22 protein-coding genes are annotated in these 21609 nt (G+C 40.4%); 20 read left to right on the forward strand and 2 right to left on the reverse strand.

Features of this window, described 5'->3' with window-relative positions; genetic code table 11:
- Positions 1-34 precede the first annotated feature (34 nt).
- On the reverse strand, positions 35-1348 hold the full coding sequence (locus tag G496_RS0106985; RefSeq protein WP_027178656.1) for a M23 family metallopeptidase: 1314 nt from the start codon (positions 1346-1348) through the stop codon (positions 35-37).
- A 281-nt stretch (positions 1349-1629) separates the two neighbouring features.
- On the opposite strand from G496_RS0106985, the gene hysB reads away from it, so the two are divergent.
- The 3 genes from hysB (at position 1630) to hysD (ending at position 4818) form a co-directional block, all read left to right on the forward strand.
- Positions 1630-2574 carry a NiFeSe hydrogenase small subunit gene (gene hysB, locus G496_RS0106990; protein ID WP_027178657.1) on the forward strand — a complete coding sequence of 315 codons (945 nt, stop codon included), beginning with the start codon at positions 1630-1632 and terminating at the stop codon, positions 2572-2574.
- Positions 2575-2614: 40 nt separating this feature from the next.
- A complete protein-coding gene (gene hysA / locus G496_RS0106995) occupies positions 2615-4066 on the forward strand; it encodes a NiFeSe hydrogenase large subunit HysA (RefSeq protein WP_027178658.1) in 1452 nt (483 codons plus the stop codon).
- Between the two features lie 284 nt (positions 4067-4350).
- Complete coding sequence (gene hysD / locus G496_RS0107000; protein WP_027178659.1) at positions 4351-4818, forward strand: NiFeSe hydrogenase maturation protease; 468 nt, start codon at positions 4351-4353, stop codon at positions 4816-4818.
- Between the two features lie 42 nt (positions 4819-4860).
- On the opposite strand, the gene G496_RS0107005 is transcribed toward hysD, so the two are convergent.
- On the reverse strand, positions 4861-5295 hold the full coding sequence (locus tag G496_RS0107005; RefSeq protein ID WP_027178660.1) for a CBS domain-containing protein: 435 nt from the start codon (positions 5293-5295) through the stop codon (positions 4861-4863).
- Between the two features lie 284 nt (positions 5296-5579).
- Between G496_RS0107005 and G496_RS0107010 the strand changes: the two genes are divergently transcribed.
- From G496_RS0107010 to G496_RS0107090, 17 genes are all read left to right on the forward strand, one after another.
- The gene (locus G496_RS0107010; protein WP_027178661.1) at positions 5580-6224 is read left to right on the forward strand and encodes a protein-L-isoaspartate(D-aspartate) O-methyltransferase; all 645 of its coding nucleotides are present in this window, start codon (positions 5580-5582) and stop codon (positions 6222-6224) included.
- A gap of 18 nt (positions 6225-6242) precedes the next feature.
- Positions 6243-7208 (forward strand): DUF368 domain-containing protein, encoded by a 966-nt coding sequence (locus G496_RS0107015; RefSeq protein WP_027178662.1) that lies wholly within the window; start codon positions 6243-6245, stop codon positions 7206-7208.
- A gap of 55 nt (positions 7209-7263) precedes the next feature.
- Positions 7264-8148, forward strand: coding sequence for an Mrp/NBP35 family ATP-binding protein (locus G496_RS0107020; protein WP_027178663.1), 885 nt, complete (start codon positions 7264-7266; stop codon positions 8146-8148).
- A gap of 143 nt (positions 8149-8291) precedes the next feature.
- On the forward strand, positions 8292-8840 hold the full coding sequence (gene pgsA, locus G496_RS0107025) for a CDP-diacylglycerol--glycerol-3-phosphate 3-phosphatidyltransferase (protein WP_027178664.1): 549 nt from the start codon (positions 8292-8294) through the stop codon (positions 8838-8840).
- Between the two features lie 26 nt (positions 8841-8866).
- Entirely contained in the window at positions 8867-9154 is a 288-nt protein-coding gene (locus G496_RS19070; RefSeq protein ID WP_245577878.1) for a hypothetical protein, read from the forward strand.
- Positions 9155-9162: 8 nt separating this feature from the next.
- Positions 9163-9483 carry an FtsB family cell division protein gene (locus tag G496_RS0107035; protein ID WP_027178665.1) on the forward strand — a complete coding sequence of 107 codons (321 nt, stop codon included), beginning with the start codon at positions 9163-9165 and terminating at the stop codon, positions 9481-9483.
- Positions 9473-10324 (forward strand): tetratricopeptide repeat protein, encoded by an 852-nt coding sequence (locus G496_RS0107040; protein ID WP_027178666.1) that lies wholly within the window; start codon positions 9473-9475, stop codon positions 10322-10324. The genes G496_RS0107035 and G496_RS0107040 overlap by 11 nt, the downstream gene beginning before the upstream one ends.
- Positions 10325-10416: 92 nt before the next feature.
- Positions 10417-11211 carry a hypothetical protein gene (locus tag G496_RS0107045; protein WP_034632649.1) on the forward strand — a complete coding sequence of 265 codons (795 nt, stop codon included), beginning with the start codon at positions 10417-10419 and terminating at the stop codon, positions 11209-11211.
- An 83-nt stretch (positions 11212-11294) separates the two neighbouring features.
- Positions 11295-12311: a class 1 fructose-bisphosphatase gene (fbp, locus tag G496_RS0107050; RefSeq protein WP_027178668.1), complete on the forward strand. Its 1017-nt coding sequence runs from the start codon at positions 11295-11297 to the stop codon at positions 12309-12311.
- Positions 12311-13375: a tRNA (adenosine(37)-N6)-threonylcarbamoyltransferase complex transferase subunit TsaD gene (gene tsaD, locus G496_RS0107055; RefSeq protein ID WP_027178669.1), complete on the forward strand. Its 1065-nt coding sequence runs from the start codon at positions 12311-12313 to the stop codon at positions 13373-13375. Before fbp ends, tsaD begins: the two co-directional genes overlap by 1 nt.
- A gap of 201 nt (positions 13376-13576) precedes the next feature.
- Positions 13577-13897 (forward strand): thioredoxin, encoded by a 321-nt coding sequence (gene trxA / locus G496_RS0107060; protein WP_027178670.1) that lies wholly within the window; start codon positions 13577-13579, stop codon positions 13895-13897.
- Between the two features lie 3 nt (positions 13898-13900).
- On the forward strand, positions 13901-14824 hold the full coding sequence (gene trxB / locus G496_RS0107065; RefSeq protein ID WP_027178671.1) for a thioredoxin-disulfide reductase: 924 nt from the start codon (positions 13901-13903) through the stop codon (positions 14822-14824).
- On the forward strand, positions 14817-15548 hold the full coding sequence (locus G496_RS0107070; RefSeq protein ID WP_027178672.1) for an outer membrane protein assembly factor BamD: 732 nt from the start codon (positions 14817-14819) through the stop codon (positions 15546-15548). Before trxB ends, G496_RS0107070 begins: the two co-directional genes overlap by 8 nt.
- Positions 15549-15600: 52 nt before the next feature.
- A complete protein-coding gene (locus G496_RS0107075) occupies positions 15601-16398 on the forward strand; it encodes a histidinol dehydrogenase (RefSeq protein ID WP_027178673.1) in 798 nt (265 codons plus the stop codon).
- Positions 16399-16426: 28 nt separating this feature from the next.
- Positions 16427-18478 carry an elongation factor G gene (gene fusA, locus G496_RS0107080; RefSeq protein ID WP_027178674.1) on the forward strand — a complete coding sequence of 684 codons (2052 nt, stop codon included), beginning with the start codon at positions 16427-16429 and terminating at the stop codon, positions 18476-18478.
- A 108-nt stretch (positions 18479-18586) separates the two neighbouring features.
- Positions 18587-19090, forward strand: coding sequence for a DUF2062 domain-containing protein (locus G496_RS0107085; RefSeq protein WP_027178675.1), 504 nt, complete (start codon positions 18587-18589; stop codon positions 19088-19090).
- Between the two features lie 334 nt (positions 19091-19424).
- Complete coding sequence (locus G496_RS0107090) at positions 19425-21602, forward strand: chemotaxis protein CheA (protein ID WP_027178676.1); 2178 nt, start codon at positions 19425-19427, stop codon at positions 21600-21602.
- The last annotated feature ends 7 nt before the right edge of the window (positions 21603-21609 follow it).

Below are 21609 nucleotides of genomic sequence, written 5' to 3' on the forward strand. Positions count from 1 at the left end.
TTTTTATTATTTGCAGAATGCGTTTTATAGGATGCTAATTAAGTTTACTGGATATATTGTTTATGATCCAGTTTCTATCCCACCATTCTAAGGGGTTGACGGGTAGGCCCGAGCAGAGAACTCCGAAATGCAGGTGATCGCCTCCAGCCATTCCGGTTGCACCGGTTTTTGCTATAATTTGGCCTTTTTTAACAGTATCACCAACTTTGACTTTAAACTGGCTTAAGTGCGCATAAAGGGTTTGTAATCCTAATCCATGGTCAAGAATGATGACATTTCCATATATGCCGAAATCTTCAGCTAGAACAACTTTACCATTGTTAGCTGCAGGAACATCAGCATGTGCTATGCTCGCCAAATCAATTCCAAGATGAGTCTGAAAGTCAATTTTTTTGCCATTGTATATGTAGCTGCGTTGATCTCCGAATCCAGCCCTTGTGGCAGCATTCGGCAGCCTTAAAAAGACTCCGTCAAACAAAAATTCAGGGGAAGTATCAAGACCTATTGTCTTAAGCCTTTCTCTATTAATTTTACGGATGGTTCTGTTAACTTTTAGGAAAGTTTCCAGTGGTGAACTTTTTTCAGGGAAATTGTCTTCAAACTGAGGCATTTTTCTATTTAAGAATCTATCTGATATCCTGATATTATCGTGGCGGTAAATTTTAGGATTAGCGTGGAAATAGAATGAACGGGTCCTTTCGTTTCCAGCTTTATCAGTCGCAATTACAACAGGATTGAAATCCTTTGGAGCTATGTAAAAAGGTATTGCAAAAAGTGAGGCGTACATTCCATCCGGCTGTTTGTATCCTTTGAAAAATAAATCTCCTACCTTAACTCCAGTTTGATCCGGTGTTTCGTTTAACGAATAGAGTATAAGGGAACAGCCGCCTTGAGTAAGGTTGTGAGTAGTTGTCTGGATAGTTATTTTGGGGGCCACAGTATCTAAGGTGTAGTTCCCCTTTGCTATGAATGAATTGCCGCCACCAAAATTAGCAAGAGAAGTATCAACTGCCCAAACAGCTAACTCAAAATTACCCTGTTTGATTTTATCTTTGCCTATTTTGTATGTTTTTTCCCAATTTTTATTTCCCGGTCTTAGTTCTTCAGATGTTAATTGAATTTTTTTATCATTCTGAATGAGTACCACTTTAACGGCTTTAATGTCAGAAATTTTTTCATTCACAGTTACTGATATAGGGGTTTCTGCATTAATATCACCGCTCTCCGGGGAGATGGCAATTTCTGGTGGTACGGTGTCCTTATATAAAAAGTATGCCCCTGTTCCGACTATTCCTAGTATAATTATCAGTAGCAGGAGTGGTACAAATCTGTTTTTCTTTTTAGCCATCATATTTCCTTGTATTTTAATTAGTTATAGAGTTCTAGCAAGTGACTTGAAATAGTCTAGCAAAATTATAGACCATTGTTCAATGGGGTAAAGTAAAACTATCTACTAATACTATAATTAGTATAGATATAATTAATAGAAAGTGGTGTTACATATCGAAAAGGTTGACGCAAGTTGCCCCAGAGTGTACTTCCTGCAGCTAAGTCCATTGTCGTTGTGACTTTAGGATTTCATGTAAGGACAGAGCCTTACCAGCGCCGGCAACAACCAAGGAGGTAGGTATGAGTTTGACCAGGCGTGATTTCGTGAAATTGTGCACAGGTACTGTGGCTGGATTTGGTATTTCCCAAATGTTCAATCCGGAAATTGTGCATGCGCTGAAAAAGTTTGTACCGAATTGTTTCTGGTTGCAGGGACAGGGCTGCACCGGATGTTCTGTATCAATTCTTAACAGCGTCCATCCCTCTATTGCAGAGGTTCTTTTAGAAGCGATCAATCTTGATTTCCATCCCACAATTATGGGGTGTGAGGGCGAACAGGCTTTCTCATATATGTTCGACCAGGCCAAAGAGCAGGCTGGAAAATATGTTCTTATTATTGAAGGCGCAGTACCGGTGGCAGAAGACGGCCACTTTTGTGTACTGGGAGAAATTGAGCATAAAGACTACACAATGCTCGAAACTACCATAAAAATGGCAAAAGACGCCGCTCTGGTTGTTAATGTAGGCACTTGTTCTGCCTACGGTGGTATTCCCGCGGCAAAGGGCAACCTGACTGAATCTAAATCAGTAGGACAGGTGCTTGCTGAAAATGGAGTTAAGACTCCGGTTGTTAATATTCCCGGATGTCCTCCGCATCCTGACTGGATGGTCGGAACTCTTGTAGTTGCCATCAATGCCATTGAGCAGCATGGACTTGAAAAGGGGCTTGCTGAAGTAGTCAAGCTTCTGGACGATGAAGGCCGTCCTGTTCCTTTCTACGGGAAGAATATCCATGACAACTGTCCTTACCTCGATCAGTTCGATCAGGACAATTATGCAGATGTTTTCACCGATAAATCCAAATGTCGCTATGAACTTGGCTGTAAAGGTCCATTGAGCAATTCTGACTGCTTTAAGCGCAAATGGAATGGCGGTGTAAACTGGTGTGTTGAAAACTCTGTTTGTCTAGGCTGTGTTGAACCGGGATTTCCAGATGAGATGTCTCCGTTCTATGAGCCGTGTTAGCTTTTTGGGCTATTGATCGAAAGCAGGAGGAATGCTGCAAATGTCTCAGGCAAGTGATGCAACAAAAGGTAAATTAAAAATTGCCATCGATCCGGTGACCAGAATTGAAGGTCATTTAAAGGCGGAAGTGCTGGTTGAAGGCGGAAAGGTCGTTGACGCATGGCTGTCAGGCGGAATGTATAGAGGGTTTGAAAACATTCTGGTCGGACGTGATCCCCGTGATGCCGCCCAGTTGACACAGAGGTTGTGCGGGGTTTGTCCTACAGCCCATTCAACCGCTTCATGTCGCGCGCTGGATGATGCTTTTGAAGTTAAAGTAACAACTAACGGAAGGGTGACCAGAAATTTAATTTTTGGTGCCAACTATCTGCAATCTCATATACTGCATTTTTATCATCTTGCAGCTCTTGATTTTGTAAGGGGCCCAAGTAAAGCTCCATTTGTTCCTCGTTTTCCGCATCCTGACTTACGTCTGGACGAAAAAACAAATGCTGCAGCAGTTGACCAGTATGTCAAAGCTCTTGAAATCCGTCGAATATGCCATGAAATGGTAGCTATGTTCGGTGGAAAGATGCCACATATCTCCGGTCAGGTGGCAGGTGGAACAACTGAGATTCCTACTGAGGAAAAGCTTAAAGAATATGCCAGCCGTTTTAAAGTTGTGCAGAAGTTTGTTTCTGAAGTTTATGTGCCCACGGTCTATCTTATAGGATCTGTATATAAAGATCTTTTTGATGTCGGTCGCGGTTATAAAAACTGCATGGCTTATGGCGTTTTTCCACTGGATGATGAAGAAAGTGAATTCCTGCTTAAATCAGGTGTTTATATTGACGGTAAAGATGAAAAATTCGATTCGGACTTAATCCGTGAATATGTAAAATACTCCTGGTTTGATGAATCCTGTACTGATCTTCATCCTTCAAAGGGTAAGACAATCCCTCAGGTGCATAAAGACGGCGCATACAGTTTTGTTAAGTCTTCACGGTATAATAAAAAGCCAGTTGAAGTTGGACCTCTTGCCCGTATGTGGGTTCAGAATCCTGACCTCAGCCCTATGGGCAGAAAGCAGCTTAAAGAGCTGTTTGGTATTGAGGCAACTAAGTTCCGCGACCTTGGAGATATGGCATTTTCAATAATGGGACGTCATATCGCAAGAGCTGAAGAAGCGTATATTGTTGCCAATGCAATTGGTGACATCTGGTTGAAAGAAGTGAAACCCGGTGAAGAGACTTATGTTAAGACCAATATCCCGGTTTCTGCCGAAGGACTTGGGCTGACAGAGGCTCCCAGAGGATCGCTTTTACATTATATCAACATCAAGAATTCAGTTACCGCAAATTATCAGTTGATGCCCGCAACATTGTGGAACACAAATCCACGCGATGATATGGGGCAGAGAGGGCCTGTTGAGCAAGCGCTTATAGGGTGCCCGGTTCCCGATGAGAGTAATCCGGTCAACGTGTCCAGGATCATTAGATCCTTTGACCCGTGACTGGGCTGTGCCGTGCACGTGCTGCACGCAGAGACTGGTAAGGAAACTGTAACTATCATAAATGATGGATGTTAAAATTCTATTATCAGAATTTTAGTTTCATAATTTGAATTATCTGACCGTGTTTAACGGCTGGATTGATAAAATTTCTCCCGGATTTAGGTGTTTGGCCGGTTCGGGAGATTTTTTATCCATACTGACTATCAATTCTTTCTGTGAATATATAAAAAGTGATTTATTATAATCATGACCATAAAATTCAGAAGCAGTCAGGGATTTTTTAAATGAAAAAAATTTTAGTTATGGGAGTCGGCAATATCCTTCTGATGGATGAAGGTGCGGGGGTTCATGCCGTTCAAAAATTACAATGTGAGGACTGGCCTGAGAATGTTGAAATTGTTGATGGGGGAACTTTCACTCAGGATATATTCCACATTCTTGAAGGGTACGATTATCTTTTAGTGCTTGATATTGTTCATGCCGGAGGAAATCCGGGGGACATATACGTCTTTTCAGAAGAAGATCTGGTTCAAAATGAAGATCAGAGGCTTTCATTGCACGATGTCGACTTGATTGATTCTTTGAATATGGCTGAAATGGTCGGCAACAGGCCTGTTATGAGGGTGGTTGGTATTGAACCTAAAAAATATACAGACTGGGGCATGGAATTAACACCGGAAGTTCAAAGCAGATTTGATCTTTTTTTGGAAACTGCGCGTAATGAGATAAAAAAATATCTTGATCAGTGTTGATTTTTTGTGCCGACTGGACAGCCATGAACAGCCGGCACTTATTTATTCACTTTGTTCAAGAGCTTCCATAAGATTCAGGGTTAGTTTTAAAAAATCAGCCTCAGTTATAATTCCAACTAGATTTTCACCATTCTCAATTACCGGTAGACATCCATATTTATGGTGCAGCAGTAAATAAGCACATTCTTTTAGTGGTGTGTTCGGTGTAATTGTTTTTACGTCCCTATTCATGATTTCACCGACAGGTATTCCCGCGTCGATTTCTCCCTGAGTTTTTGAATCAATATCCGCAAGTTTAGAAATAGTTGCGGAAAGGAGGTCTCTGTGGGTAAGAAGACCTACGAAAGAGTTCTCTCCCGTAATAATCGGAATATGGCGGATTCTTTTCAGATCCATTATAGACCGTGCTGTTTTTAGCGAATCATTACGGCGGAGGGTAAATAATTCCGTTGACATAAGATCACTGACTTTAAGCATTTTTTCCTCCTTTTTATCATGTTTAAATTTTGCCTTTTGCTGTAGCTATGTCAAGCAATAAGGTTAATCCATATTTTGTAATATTTTTTTTAACAGTAAAAATGTTAAATATGATTTAATTTTTTATTGATTGTGATTTTTTAATGCCTTCACATACATGGATGGAGGTTGACTTGGCTTGTAAAATCTGATTTTCAACTGCTTAAAATATTTCAAAGTACAACTTTCATATTTTGATTGTTGAAGAGCGTTTGTGCTCCGACTGGAATCTAAAAGGGGGTACTGTGCGGATAGATCCAAAGATCCGCAGAGAAAAAATGGTTAAGGAACAGGTTGAGGCCAGAGGTGTGAGTGACCCTGCTGTTCTGGATGCCATGAAAAGAGTTCCGAGGCATTTATTTGTTGAGGAGGCTCTTGCTGCGCGTGCTTATGACGACAATTCGTTGCCTATTGGTGAAGGACAGACTATTTCCCAGCCTTTTATAGTCGGATTTATGACTGAGTTACTACAAATTTCACCGGAACATAAAATTTTGGAAATAGGAACCGGTTCCGGTTATCAGGCGGCAGTTCTGGCCGAGCTTGGTGCTGATGTTTATACAATAGAACGAATTAAAAAACTTTTTATGCGTACCAGAAAGCTCCTGTTTGAAATGAGATATTTCAATATCAGAGTTAAGCTTGATGATGGCACAACCGGTTGGCCAGATGAAGGACCGTTTGACAGAATAATTGTTACTGCTGGAGGCCCTGAGGTTCCACAGAGTCTGATAGATCAGCTTGCTGATCCAGGCAGGATGATTATCCCCGTCGGCTCGGAAAAGCGCAAACAGCGACTCATACTGGTTATAAAAGCAAACGGAGAAGTAATTGAAGAAGACATGGGCGGATGTGCTTTTGTTGATCTTGTGGGAAAACAGGGCTGGTAACAGGATTCAGTGTAAAAAATGTTAAAAAAAGTTTCGCAGGCCTGGAATAGTGGACCTGGACCCAAGTCAGCTAAAGAATATCTGGTTCTTATTCTTAAAGGGTTATGCATGGGAATGGCCGATATTATCCCCGGTGTTTCTGGTGGAACTATGGCCTTTATAACAGGTATTTACGGACAACTGATTGATTCAATTCGTTCCTTTGATTTTGTCTTTTTTAAAAAAGTCCTAACCTTTGATTTTTCCGGAGCCATTGAGAGAGCTCATTTAAAATTTATAATTCCACTGCTTTTTGGAATCTTACTGGCAATGGTTTCCGTTGCTAATATTATTCATTATTTTCTGGTTCAGCATCCTGTTCCGCTCTGGTCCCTCTTTTTCGGGTTGATAGCTGCTTCAATATTTGTCGTTGGTCGCAGGACAGGGACCTTTTCTTATTCCAATTTTTTTATAGGAATGCTTGGTGCTGTTGGAAGCTACTATCTTGTTGGAATGATTCCTGTTACGACCCCGAATGATTTATGGTTTGTTTTTCTTTGCGCCACAGTAGCTATCTGTGCAATGATTTTGCCAGGAATCAGTGGGGCTTTCATATTGCTTTTGCTTGGGAAGTACGAATACATTACCGGGGCTCTTAGAAATCCGGCCTTACCAGGTAATATTACTGTTCTTCTGGTTTTTATTGTCGGCTGTGCCGTTGGAATTTCTTTGTTCTCAAGGGTCCTCCATTATTTTCTGGAAAGATACCATAATGCTACAATAAGTTTGCTTACCGGATTTATGGCTGGGGCTATGCGTAAAGTCTGGCCCTGGAAAGAAGTGTTGGATTCTGTGACGATTCGTGGCAAAGTCCACGTGCTCAGTGAGACAAATGTATTGCCTCCTGCTTTTGACAGTACTTTTTGGTTGGCGGTATTTCTTGCTTTAGTCGGGTTTGCCGCAGTACTATTTCTGGAATGGATGTCATCAGCCAGAAATGGCTGATATATACGGGGTAAATTTTCCCGGATTTGTTTAATCGTTAAAAAGGCAGATTAGAATGAGTTCATGCGGATCATGTTCGAGCGGCAAGGACAATAATGGAGAAAGTGCAGCTCATGCTCTTCAAAATGAGCTGATTTCGTCCACTCTTGCCAAAATCAAATATAAGATTTTTGTAATGAGCGGAAAAGGTGGTGTCGGTAAGAGTTCAGTAGCCGTAAACATTGCTGCAGCTCTTGCTGATAAGAGGTACAAGGTTGGAATACTAGATGTAGATATTCATGGACCCAGCGTACCTCATCTGCTTGGAATAACCGGCCAGCTTGATGTTGAGCGTGGGAATCTGGTTGTCCCTAAAAAGGTTAATGACAATCTTTCGGCAGTTTCTATGGAGTCATTGCTAAAAGACCCAGATCAGGCTGTTTTATGGCGCGGACCCATGAAAACTTCGGCTATCAGACAGTTTATTTCTGATGTACAGTGGGGCGAGCTTGATTTTCTGGTTATTGATTCCCCTCCGGGAACCGGTGACGAGCCTATGACTGTTTTAAAAACAGTTCCTGAATCTCTGGCAGTTGTAGTTACAACTCCTCAGGAAGTTTCATTGGCTGATGTACGTAAGGCTATTAATTTTCTGCAGTATGCAAAAGCAAATATACTTGGTGTCGTAGAAAATATGAGTGGTCTTATCTGTCCTCATTGTAAAGAACGTATTGACCTCTTTAAGAGTGGCGGAGGTAAAGATCTCGCTGAGAAATATGGTCTTCCGTTTTTAGGTGCTGTTCCACTTGATCCCACAACAGTAGTTGCCGGAGATCTTGGACGTCCTGTTGTTATGCTTGAAGAAGCTTCACCAGCTAAAGATGCTTTCAGGGCATTGGCTGATAAAGTCGCTGAAGCAGCAGAAAGCAGCCTTGAGATTGCTTCCAGCTCTCATACATAAAAAAAAGATTCCTGCGGCGGCTGGTTTGCCGCAGGAATCATGTTATAAGGGGTTGACTTTATAAAGCTCAACCATTTATCCCCTTTGGAAATTTGTTTTTGATTTTTACATACATTATAAATTTTTACTGACCGGATTTTAAGATGTTCAACCTTGCCAATTCGCTTACTTTGGGTCGTGTCCTGACAGTACCGGTTATTGTCCTGTTAATGTATTTTCCGAACCATTTTACTGCCTTTCTAGCGGCAGTATTATTTTTTATTGCGTCTGTAACTGATGTTATGGATGGAATAGTTGCCCGTAGACAGAATCAGGTAACAAATTTAGGTAAATTTCTTGATCCGCTCGCAGACAAACTGCTAATCGGGTCTGTGCTTATTATGCTGGTAGAGCTGGGCTGGGTTCCTGCATGGATTACCATCATAATTATATGTAGGGAATTGGCTGTTACCGGTTTGCGTGCAATAGCAATGGAAAAAGGACTTGTACTTGCCGCAGATAAATTCGGTAAAATGAAAACAGTCTGTCAAAGTTTTGCCTTAGGCCCACTTCTCCTTAATTATCAGTATTTTGGGGTAGATTGGCATCGTGTTGGAACATATATACTTTATGTTGCATTGTTTTTGACTGTTTTTTCCGGAGCTAATTATATGTACAACCTTTATAAAATTTGGTTAAGTAATGACCAATAATTAACCAGACCATGAGGTGTTTTAGTTTGGAATGCAGCAAAAACTTATCTGAGCAGGGTCTTATGATCAGGGTGAGCAATTGCCTTGAAACTATCCTTGAGCTTGAAAGTGAGCTAAAGAGACTTGATATGGGAAAAAGTCTTGTGGATGAATTTGATATTCTCAAGGACTTTTTGACCCGTATGAATAATCTCGAAGTCTGTGAAGATGACGTGGTTAGGATTGAGGCTGCAACAGCCAATTTTCTGGAAGAGCTTAAAGAACCACTTTACAGCATTGATATTCCTCAGACTTCATTTATCAGATTGCAGTAGGAGAATTTGTGTTAGGCCGCAGAATCCTGCTTGGTATCTTGATAGTAGTAAACCTTATTCTGATTATTCGCCTTGCCGTAAGCGATCAGGGTATTTTCGGATATAACGATCTTGATGATCGGGTTGATACTCTTCAAGAAAAAATAGAAAAAACAGATGCTCGCAGTCTTGAGTTGAGCAGGGAAATCAGGCGTCTTAAGACCGATAGATCATATCAGGAAAAAGTTATTCGCAGTCGTATGAATTACGTTAAGGATAACGAAATACTATATATTTTCCCAGATTCAGTGGAAAATAACTCTCCGGGAGTCAACTCTGATGCAAAGTAAAATAGAGTGGTATCAGGAAGTACTGGCACTTGAGCCTAGTTCAAAAGTTTTTTTCCCTCTCGCCAGATTATTTGTAGAAATTGGAAGTCTGGAAAAAGCTGTAACCACTCTCAGGATGGGCCTCGATCGTCATCCTGATTATCTTGAAGCCCGGCTTTTACTCGTTGAAACTCTGGTAAGACTGGATCGTGAAGAAGAAGCCAAGGCTGCTATAGATCCACTGACCAGACTTTTTACTACTTATCCTGAATTCTGGAAGCTTTGGGGAGACAGTATTTCCGGCGGTAACAGAGATGTAGCTGCTGCAATTGCTTTTGCCTTCTCAGGACTTCATGGCTCTTCCATGACTTGGTCTGATGTTATGGCTGCCGGAATGGAGTCTTTGACTGGTTTTGATGCCAGCAAAACAGCAAGTAGTAAATGCGATGATTCGAAGCTTGCTGAATTTGAGTCCGGTGACGAAATAGAGCGTGAAATTGAGAATGCTGTTGAAAGCATAAATTGCGGTTGTGATTATGATGATGCAGAGGATTCAGTTGAAATAGATACCTTGAAAACCAGAACGATGGCTGAGGTTCTGGCTTCTCAGGGAGATATTGAAGGCTCCCTTGAAATTTATCGTGATCTTGCATCTCATTGTTCTGATGAAAAGGAGTGCAAGGAGTTACGGACAATAATTTCAAATATTTCTGCGCGACTGGACATTCCTGCTGAAAGCTATACCGATCCTGCATGCTCACCAGAAGATAAAGATGACCCTTATTGTAAGCATGCTAAAAGTAAATTAATGAATACTCTTGAAATTCTTGCCAGCAGGCTTGAAGCTAGAGCTTCAAAATAATTTATAATTTAAGCTGTATATTACATAGTTTTTTAGTTCCTTTTATTTTTATTAATGAGCTGAAACTTAAGTTAAATTTGTTCGGAAATAATATGAAATTCAACTTCCGTGCACGGGTTATCGCTATCACCGTGCTTTGTTTTACGGTTCTTTGTTCTGGCTGTGAATACGGTTCCAAGATCTGGCAGTCTGCTCAGGATTCCGTGGACCCGAATCCTGAAATAACATTAAGTCATGAAGGACTGCAAAATCCGAATGATAATAAGCTTGCCCTGCTGTTTACTCCGGTAGACGAGCAGTTGCTAAAGCTATCTTCGTTTTTGTCTATTGTTGACACTCATCCTGATCAGGAATGGTTCAAATTACTTTTTATGAGGTATCCATGGATCAGCGGAGTCATGACTCTTAATTCTGAAGCAATGGTTTTAATGAAACTTCCTGAAGACGGTATTAAACCTTTTAAGGCCGGCCCACTCATTGAATACGAGGGAGACTGGTCAGAAGTTCGTTTAAAATCATTTATTAATTATACTAAATTCGGTCCTGAACTTTATATGGCAACTCCTTTCTTTAAGGATGCCGAATTCAAGGGACTGGTAGTTGTTCATTTTGATCCACGTGTTCTTTTAAATTTTTGTCCTCGCCCGCAGGATTTGATCATATTTCATCCCGATGGAGGTGGAATATGGACCGGAATGAAAAATCTCGATCGCAAATCATTGTTAAAAATCAAATGGGAAAACCTTCTTGATGAACATGTGCGAGGTATTATTAAAATTGGTAATGATGATTTTGTCTGGTTTTCACGGTATATAGGTGAAACTCAGATTGTTTATCTTACCAAAGCTGTTTCGAAAGAAGATGATGATGAATTCTGGTTTTTTTAATCGGTCTTTTATTGATATCAATTAATTTTAAATTATGCCTTCAATGATTAGTCTGGGATCTTATTTAGACTGAAGGAGGATTAATGACCCAGCAGATAACAGTCACCGAGCACCTGCTTCTACATCAGACACAGATACCCGGTGCGACCGGACGTTTTACTCACTTATTCAACGAGCTTGTCCTGTCCGCCAAAATTATTTCGCGTGAAGTTAACAAGGCCGGGCTGGTTGATGTCCTGGGTTTTACGGGAGAGATAAACGTTCAAGGTGAGGAAGTTAAAAAGCTGGATGAATACGCGAACCGTATTCTCATCCACCGTATGGCCAGATCAGGGGTTCTTTGCGCAATGGCCTCTGAAGAGAACGCTGATATAATAGATATCCCTCATGGCCTCCCTCAGGGTGGTTATATCATTATCTTTGATCCTCTGGATGGATCTTCCAATATTGATGTTAACGTTAACATCGGGACTATTTTTTCTATTCACAGGCGCCTGAGCAAGGAAGGGACTCCCGTTCAATCATCTGATGTTCTTCAGGCTGGAACAGAGCAGGTTGCAGCAGGTTATATCCTTTATGGCTCCTCAACTATGCTTGTTTTTACAACAGGTGATGGTGTTCATGGATTCACATTGGACCCCGGCGTTGGAGAATTCCTGCTGTCACATCCTAACCTCAAAATTCCTGAAAGCGGTAAAATATACTCTATCAACGAGGGATATTGGCCTTATTGGAATGAGGCTACCCGCAAAGTAGTTAAGTATTTTAAATCTGAAGACAATATTAACGGAAAACCATACAGCCTTCGTTATATTGGTTCTCTTGTTGCTGACTTTCATAGAAATCTTATCTATGGCGGGGTTTTTATGTATCCTGCTGATCATCGCGACCCTAAAAAGCCTAGAGGGAAACTGCGCCTGATGTGTGAAGCTTCTCCCATGGCAATGCTTGTGGAGCAGGCCGGAGGCATGGCCACTGACGGAACTAAAAGAATTTTAGATATTGTTCCTGATGATCTGCATCAGAGGGTTCCTCTTTTTATAGGTTCCAAACGTGAAGTCGAAATTATTCGTGAAATATACGAGAGTTGTGAAGAATAATGCTGTGTCTTGGTATAGAGACTTCATGTGATGAAACTGGAGTAGCTCTCGTTCGTGACGGCAGGCTTATCGGTGAAAAATTAGCAACTCAGATTGATGTGCATGCTCTTTTCGGTGGAGTAGTTCCTGAAATTGCTTCACGGGAGCATTTAAAAGTTCTTCCTGCTCTTTTTCGTGCACTAATTGAAGAGTGTTCCATTGAGTTCAGTGAAATTGACAGAATTGCGGTAGCTAGAGGCCCCGGTTTACTAGGGAGCCTGCTTGTCGGTGTTAATTTTGCAAAAGCTCTCTCATTAGCTTCAAATGTAAAAGTTCTGGGTGTTAACCATTTATGGGCGCACCTGCTTTCACCGGGGCTTGAGCAGAACCTTGAATTTCCTTCATTGGGTCTTCTTGTCTCTGGTGGGCATACGCATATTTATAGGATTAACTCTCCTGAATCGTTTGAACTCCTAGGTCGGACCTTGGATGATGCTGCCGGTGAAGCTTTTGACAAGACTGCAAAATTATTAAATTTTCCTTACCCCGGTGGTCGGCTTGTGGATGAGTTTGGTGCCAAGGAAAAACCTGATAAAAGAATGTTTCCTGTACCATACATCCATAATGAAAATCTAGATTTCAGCTTCAGTGGACTTAAAACCTGTGTAGCTAATTATGTGAATCAGAATCCTGAATTAAAAATTGAAGGTATGGTTCTCCCTGAAAATGAAGAGTCTGATTTATCATCAAAAAGAAATATTATGCTCTCTTCATTCAATTACACAGTTGGAGAAACTTTGAAGGTCAAGGTTGGAAGGGCTCTGGAAAAAAATTCAGGAATAAAATCTCTTATTGTTGCCGGAGGAGTCGCTGCAAACTCTGTCGTGCGGAAAGTCATGGCTGACTGCGCCTCAAGGTTTTCTGTACCACTTATTTTACCTCCGCTTAGATTGTGCACTGATAATGCGGCCATGATTGCTTATGCCGGGTATTGCCTGGGCAAACGTGGCTATTATCATGATCTTTCTTTTGAGGCCATTCCGCGCGGACGAGTAGTTCCGACTGACTGGTTGTCAGAATGTTAGACTTGGTCTTTACCTATGGCCTTATAGAAGGTATTCTGGAAGGTGTTTTTCGTATGTGGATACGTCTTGACAGTTTTATTAACGCTATTTATTTTTTATAAGCTGGCCCAAGCGGACATCGATTAAAATGTGTGTTGAATTGTGCCGGACTTGCCCTTTTGGGGTTGAACCACTTAACATAGTGAAAAGAAGGAGATAATCATGGCTCTTCAGGTTACAGACGACAATTTTAAAGAAGAAGTATTGGATTGTGACACCCCCGTTCTGGTTGATTTCTGGGCTCCTTGGTGCGGACCCTGTCGTGCAATGGGACCTGTCATTGATGAACTCTCTGAAGAGTTCGCCGGAAAGGTTAAAATTTGCAAAATGAATGTTGATGATAATCCTTCATCTCCAGGCAAGTATGGTATTCGTGCGATTCCTACCCTCATTCTTTTCAAGAATGGTGAAGTCGCAGATCAGACCACTGGAGCCGTTTCAAAAAGTAGTATCAAGGAAATGATTAACAGCAAGGCTCTGTAAAAAATGAAGTCTTATGACGCGATTGTAATTGGGGGCGGCCCGGCTGGTATGGCCGCCGCCCTCTACCTTGTCAGGTCCGGTGTTAAAACTGTTCTAGTTGAAAAGTTATCACCCGGCGGACAGATGTTGATGACAGAAGAGCTTGAAAATTATCCCGGATTCCCGCGTGGAATAAAGGGATATGAGCTTTGTGATCGTATGGATGAGCATCTGCGTGAATATGATCTTGATCGTATTCTGGATGAAGTAAAAGAAATAAAAGTTGAGGAAGGTAAACATTCCTTGCTGGTTGGTGATGAGTGGATTACCGGAAGAGCTGTTATTTTTGCCAGTGGCGTTACTTTCAGGAAACTGCATGTTCATAACGAGGACAAACTTCTGGGCCGTGGAGTTTCATACTGTGCTATCTGCGATGGTAACTTTTTTAGAGATAAAGTAATTGCAGTTGTCGGTGGCGGAAACTCTGCTCTCGAAGAAGCTCTGTATCTTTCCAGACTCGTTAAGAAAATTTATCTTATCCATCGCAGGGAAGAATTCCGGGGACTTAAATGCTATCAGGATAAATGTTATAAAGATCCTAAAATAGAAATGGTTTTAAATAGCGTTGTTACCAGAGTTCTTGGCGATGATGATGTTAGCGGAGTTGAAGTTCAGAATGTTAAAACAGAAGAGTATTCTGAAATTGATCTGGATGGAGTGTTCATCTTTGTAGGTTTTGATCCGGTTAATAATTTCTTTCCGCCTGAATTGGAACTGGACGAGTGGGGCTTTATCAAGACCGATCAGGAAATGGCCACTAATATACCCGGAATATATGCGGCCGGAGATATAAGGTCCAAAAAATGTCGTCAGGTAGTAACTGCCGTTGGCGACGGCGCAACCGCCGCAACAGCTGCTTTTGCTTATCTGGAACATAATAATGGTTAAGAGTTTATTTCAACTTTTTTTTATTTCAGTACTTTTATTTAATTTAAGTGCCTGTGGCGTTATCGATTATTTTTTCCTGCCGAAACCGGAAGATACAGCACAAGAGCTGTATGAAGCTGGTGTAGATTCCATGGCTGTGAAGGAATATTCAGATGCTGCTGATTATTTTGCAAAATTAAAAGATCGTTATCCTTTCAGCTCTTATACCGTTAAGGCCGAATTGAGTCTCGGGGATGCGTATTTTCTGGGAAAAAGATATGTAGACGCCTCTGAGGCGTATAAAGAATTTTCTGCTTTGCATCCATCCAATAAAGAAATTCCTTATGTTCTTTACCAGATCGGTTTGAGTCATTTCAATCTTTTTAAGTCTATTGATCGTCCTCAAAATCATATTTCAGAGGCTTTAGAATATTTTTATAGAGTTGAAGAGGCTTATCCTGATAGTAAATATGCAACCGCTGCAAAAAAATATATAGTTAAATGCCGTAACAAGCTTGCTGATCATGAACTTTATATTGCTGACTTTTTCTGGCGATCAGAAAAATATGGATCAGCATGGAAAAGATATGCTTATGTAGTACGCAATTTCAAGGATCTTCCAAAAGTCCAGAAATATGCTATGAAGCAGGCTGAGATGTCTTACTATGAATACCAGAAAACGCTTTCGCAAAAAGAACGAGAACGTTTGCAGGGCAGTTGGAAAGAGCTTCTCAACTGGCTATAATTAAACAGTACCATTACTTTCAGGCGGCTTTTCAGTCGCCTTTTTTTTACAAATGAAACAAAAAATATTTTCTTTCCCAGAATGGATAAATGATTGTCAGGTCTCGGATAACTTATTCGGTGATGCTTATGAAAATACTCCGGCACGTTTCAGAGCTTGGATGAAAACTGAAATCGCCAGATTATGGAATATTTATGAGGCAGAATCACCAAGTAATGTCTCATCCAGAAAATCGTGGAACAGCGGTTTTTCTGTAGAACAAACTGAAATTCCTGACGATGTTGTCATACTTGCTTTTGATAGCAAAACGGTCTCTCCTGTGAGGGTATTAGCTGCTTTGGTTCCGGCACTGGTTTCGGGAGTTAAAAATATTATAGCTGCCCATATTGGTGATGGGGAAATTTCTTCATCAGTGCTGGCAGCTTTTGAGCTTTCAGGACAGGAAAGAGTTGTTTCCGTATCTGTTGATTATTTTCAAAATTTGATTGAAGCATGCTGTAGTGATAATTTTTCTACTGTTGTCTTGGATTTGTGCGGGGCGGGGCCTGTAAAAATTGATGCTAAATCAAATATCAAATACTGGCGTAATCCTGAAATTGCTAAAATAGCTTTATGCTCTGAAATAACAGAAGAAATTTATGAATTGATTTCTTTTATTCATCCTGATCTTGATATAATTGAAACCTCTCCAGCTAACTTGGAAGGGTTTTATGTGGCGATTGTTCAAGATGAAGTTTTGCCCGGGGATAAGCCTAAACTTATTTTGAAATCCGGTCATGAAGGATGTTGGGTCTGGCATAGCCTTAACAATTCTATTTTTAAAAGTATTTCTTTTACATTTTCTGACTGATAATTTTCAATAATCAGGAAGGATTACAATGAGTGCGAAAGCGGATTTTTCAGCTAAAAAGCTTGTTTTGTTACGTAATATCGGAGTAATTGCGCATATCGATGCGGGTAAAACAACCGTCACCGAAAGAATGCTTTACTATTCAGGTAAAATTCATCGAATGGGAGAAGTTCATGAAGGTACAGCCACTATGGATTTTATGCCTGAAGAACAGGAACGCGGAATTACTATTTCTTCAGCAGTCACTAGCTGTTTCTGGAACGATAATACTATAAATATAATCGATACTCCCGGACATGTTGATTTCACTATTGAAGTACAAAGGTCTTTAAGAGTTTTGGATGGGGCTGTTGGAGTTTTTTGCGCAGTGGGCGGAGTTGAACCACAGTCTGAAACCGTGTGGAGACAAAGCAGCAGTTATCATGTACCCAAAATAGCATTTATTAATAAAATGGACCGCCTTGGGGCTGACTTTGAATCTGTTTTAAATTCCATGAGAGAAAGGCTGGGCGCCAATGTTATTCCCATACAGATCCCTGATGGCGAAGGTGAAGATTTTTGTGGTGTATTCGATGTTATAAAAATGAAGAAAATCATTTTTGATGCTGATTCGCAGGGTGAGCATTATGAATACTTTGATTTGAGTTCTGAAGAAATGGAAAGGGTTGTCATCTGGCGTGAGCAGATGCTTGAAGGCCTTGCTGAAGTTGATGACGACTTTATGGAGGCTTATCTTGCTGATAGTGAAGTTTCTGAAGAGAAAATCCACATGGCTGTAAGGAAGGCAACATTAAATCTTTCAATTGTCCCGGTTCTGGCCGGATCAGCTTTAAAAAATATTGGTGTGCAGCCTTTAATGGACGCCGTATGTAGATATTTGCCAAGCCCGGTTGATGTTCGTCCTGTTGAAGGTATTTCTCCTGATACAGGAAAGAAAGTTTTAATTGAGTCAAAATTGTCTGCTCCTTTTACAGCTCTTGTTTTTAAAATTTCAATGGATACAGGGCGCAAAGTAGTCCTGATGCGTATTTATTCAGGAAAAATTTCAGCTGGTGATTCGGTCCTCAATGTCACGAGTGGAGAAAATGAGCGTGCCGCAAGACTTTTTCGATTACATGCTGGTAGACGAGAGAAACTGGATGAGGCTGGAGCAGGGGATATTGTTGCAGTCGCTGGAATGAAAAATGCCAGAACAGGAGACACGCTTGCTGATAAGTCTCATCCTGTTATCCTTGAGCAGATAAGTCTTTATAAGCCTGTATTGTCTATGGCAATTGAGCCTCGTAATACAGAAGAAGGAGAGAAGCTTGAAGAGATTTTGGAAAAATATCTTCAGGAAGATCCTACTTTGGAGCTTGTTAAAGATGAGGAAACTGAACAAATCGTTCTATCCGGTATGGGTGAACTTCATCTGGATGTAATACTTGAAAGATTAAAAAGAGAGTATTCTTTGGAGCCGCGTGCGGGGCACCCGCAGGTTGTATATCAGGAAGTTCCGGGACGTTCTGCCAGTGCTTCTGAAGAATTTTGTAAGATTTTAGGCGAAGATACTAATTATGGTTATGTTGAATTGAGTATAGAACCTCTTGAACGTGGAAAAGGCCAGGACATAGTTTTTGAAGTTGATCTTGGAGAATGGCCTGAAGAGTGGATTGACGCTGTTTATGATGGTATCAAAGACGGCCTCGGTGCCGGTCCTCTTAAAGGCTATCCTGTTCAAGATATACGTGTTCGAGTCTTAAATCTGCAGCGTAAAGAATCTGAATCAAGTATAGCCGGTTATCACCTTGCAGCAGGAAGGGCATTGCGTAAATCTTTTGCCGGGGCTGAAATGAAGCTGATGGAACCTATTATGGAAGTAGATGTATCTGTCCCTTCAGATTTTGTTGGGGATGTAATCGGCCTGCTCGGAGCGAAAGGAGCTAAGATTGAAAATATGCTTGACCATGGTCAATCTAAAGTTGTTCAAGCCCTTGCACCATTACGCAGTATGTTTGGCTTTCTGACTGAACTTAGATCGTCCACACAGGGTAGGGCCTCATTTGTAATGCAATTTTTACGATTTGACGTCTTAGAGTAACTTCAATTAAACATTCCCTGTGTTAAAAACTATTATATAGGGTTTTTTGTTTCTTTATAGATAATTTGTTCAAATTTTATCCATAGTTATGTATCTGTTAAGGTAAAAATGTCTAAAACCAAAATTAAAAATCAAAGTCTTAAAAGACTTATCAGATTTTATTATTTGAAGGTAATGAGGATTAATGCCACTCCTCACAAAATAGCTTTGGGTGCTGCATGCGGAGTTTTTGGCGGTTGTTTTCCGTTTATTCCGGGCCTTCCTCTACAAACAGTTATAGCTGTTATCTGTGCCTTTATTACGCGGAGCAGTAAAATAGCTGCTATAATAGCTACATGGATTTCAAATCCTCTGAATTGGCTATTCTTTTATTTTATTCAATATAAAATTGGTACATTTTTGTTGCCTATCACGGTTGATTTTAATCCTGATCAATGGAAAGTGTCTGATTTTATGGCTATAGGCTGGAAAGGTGTTACCATACTTATTTTTGGTGGTTTTATCCTTGGTATTCCGCTTGGAATTATTTCATATTTTGCGGCAAAGTTTTTTATCCAGAGGTATAGAAAGCGCAAGGCCTTAAGGACTCTTGCCAGAAGAAATAAGCTTTAATATATTAAAGAGATATGAATATGAAGCCGATACCTTATTAATAAGGTGTCGGCTTTTTTATAAGTCATACTCTGTGTGGCAAAATAACTTACTGACCGTATATTCTGAATGCTTAATTGCCATATTTTTTTTAAAAGGCTATATTAAAAAAGGTATCAGCTTGGTTTGCTGAAATTTGGCTGTAAAACATGACAGAAGTATAAAATTTTTACTAATTCATATCATAATAAAGCTTTTTGTGACTTTATGTTGAGTTACTGTTTTGTTAAGTTGAAAAAGAGATTGAGTTTTTATGGAATAATTCGGGAATTGTTGTAGATTTTAGGAGTGCTAAATGGCTGATGATATGACAACACAAATATTTAGAGAAGAGGCGTATGACCTTCTCTCTGAATTAGAGTCTTCTTTACTTGAACTTGAAGAAATTCCTGATGATGAAGACGTTATAAATCGTGTTTTCAGAGCATTGCATACAATTAAAGGTTCCGGTGCAATGTTTGGTTTTGACGATATCGCATCCTTTACTCACAGGGTTGAAACTGTTTTTGATATGGTCAGAAATGGAGACCTTGATGTAAATAGGGATTTACTCAGTCTGGCATTGCTTTCACGAGATCATATATTCAAACTACTTGAAAATGGGATTAACGATGAGCTTGAGGCCTCAGGTAACACGATTATTGAAGGTCTTGAGAAAATTGCTGCACAGGACTCTCCTGTTGTAGAAAGTGAAAGTGTGGAGGATCTCTCTGATTCTGAATCAGGACAGCATGATACCCCGGTCGAAAAAACTGATATAGAATTTACTGGATGTTTTTTTAAAATTAAAATTACGCCTGAGGGAAAATCAGAAGTTGCAGCTGAAGACCTGACTCCATTGTTAACAGAATTAAGCAATATTGGTGAAATAAAGTCAGAAGTTATTCATAGCAAAGAAACCTCCGGGGACAGCGGGAATTGGTGGGAAATCATTATTGCAACAGAGTCTGATCAACTGACGATTGAAGAAATTTTCTTTTTTACTGACGTTCCTATTAAAGTGGATGTTACGCAAATTGAAGAGAGTGAGTTTGAGTCTCTTAATCCTGATGATTTAAATCAGGAGCAAGCTGAAGAGGCTGAAATAAAAGAAGATGATGTTACTCCTGATGAAAAATCTGATCCAAGTGAACCAGTTAAGAAAATAGATGAGTCTGTCCAGACAATTGATGATGAGGATAGTGATTCTCATAAGATTGGGGATATCCTTGTAAAAAGAGGTGTCGCATCACCTGATGATGTTAATAGTGCTCTAAAGGAACAAAGACAGAAACGTGAAAAGCGAAAAGCTCATAAGCAGGAAGCTTCATCTTCCATCAGGGTTGCAGCTGAAAAACTCGATTACCTTGTAGACCTTGTTGGTGAATTGGTAATTGTTCAAGCGCAGATAAGTCAGGTTGTAAGCGAAGAAAAAAATCCTGTTCTAACTGCTTTGTCCGAAGAACTTGAGAGGTTGTCAGATGAACTTAGAGATAGCACCCTTGGTATAAGGATGCTGCCTATTGGAACAACTTTCAGTAAATTTAGAAGGTTAGTTCGTGATCTATCTGAAGAATTAGGCAAAGAGATAGAGCTTGAAACGCGTGGAGCTGAAACAGAGCTTGATAAGACAGTCATAGAGCGCCTTAGCGATCCTTTGGTTCATTTGTTACGTAACAGTATTGACCACGGCATTGAAATTCCAGCTGAACGCAAGGCCGCAGGAAAATCCGAACATGGTACTATAACATTGTCAGCTGAACATTCCGGTGGAGAAGTTCTTATAACAATAAGTGATGATGGAAAGGGAATGTCACCGGATGTTATAAAGGCCAAGGCTGCAGAAAAGGGACTTATCTCTGCCGATGAGGAATTGAGTGAGAAAGAGATATTCAATATGATTTTTCTCCCTGGTTTTTCGACAGCTAAGAGTATTACAAGTGTTTCCGGGCGCGGTGTTGGAATGGATGTTGTTAAGAAGGCCATAGACCTTTTGCGCGGAAGCATTGATATTGACAGTACTAAAGGTCAGGGAACTATAATAACTATACGCCTACCTCTAACTCTTGCCATAATTGACGGATTGCAGGTCAGAGTGGAGGATGGGTATTATGTCATACCTTTATCTCTTGTTGAGGAGTGTGTTGAATTAACCAGACAGGATATCGATGAGGCCAACGGTCAACAATTTATTAATCTTCGTGGTGAAATTGTTCCATATATTCGCATAAGAGAATGGTTTGAAATTGAAGGTGAAGCTCCAGACATAGAGCAGATAGTGATTACAGGGGTCGAAGGCAGCAGGATGGGGATTGTTGTTGATACCGTAATCGGTGAACATCAGACCGTAATTAAATCTTTGGGGCGTGTATATCGTGATGTTGATGGAATTTCTGGTGCTACAATCAAGGGAGATGGAACTCTTGCGCTTATTCTGGATGTTCCTAAACTTGTAAGAAGTGTCATTTCTGAAATCAGAGCTTCTAACTGGTAGTATTATG

It is taken from the genome of Maridesulfovibrio bastinii DSM 16055 (genome assembly GCF_000429985.1).
Classification (GTDB): domain Bacteria; phylum Desulfobacterota; class Desulfovibrionia; order Desulfovibrionales; family Desulfovibrionaceae; genus Maridesulfovibrio; species Maridesulfovibrio bastinii.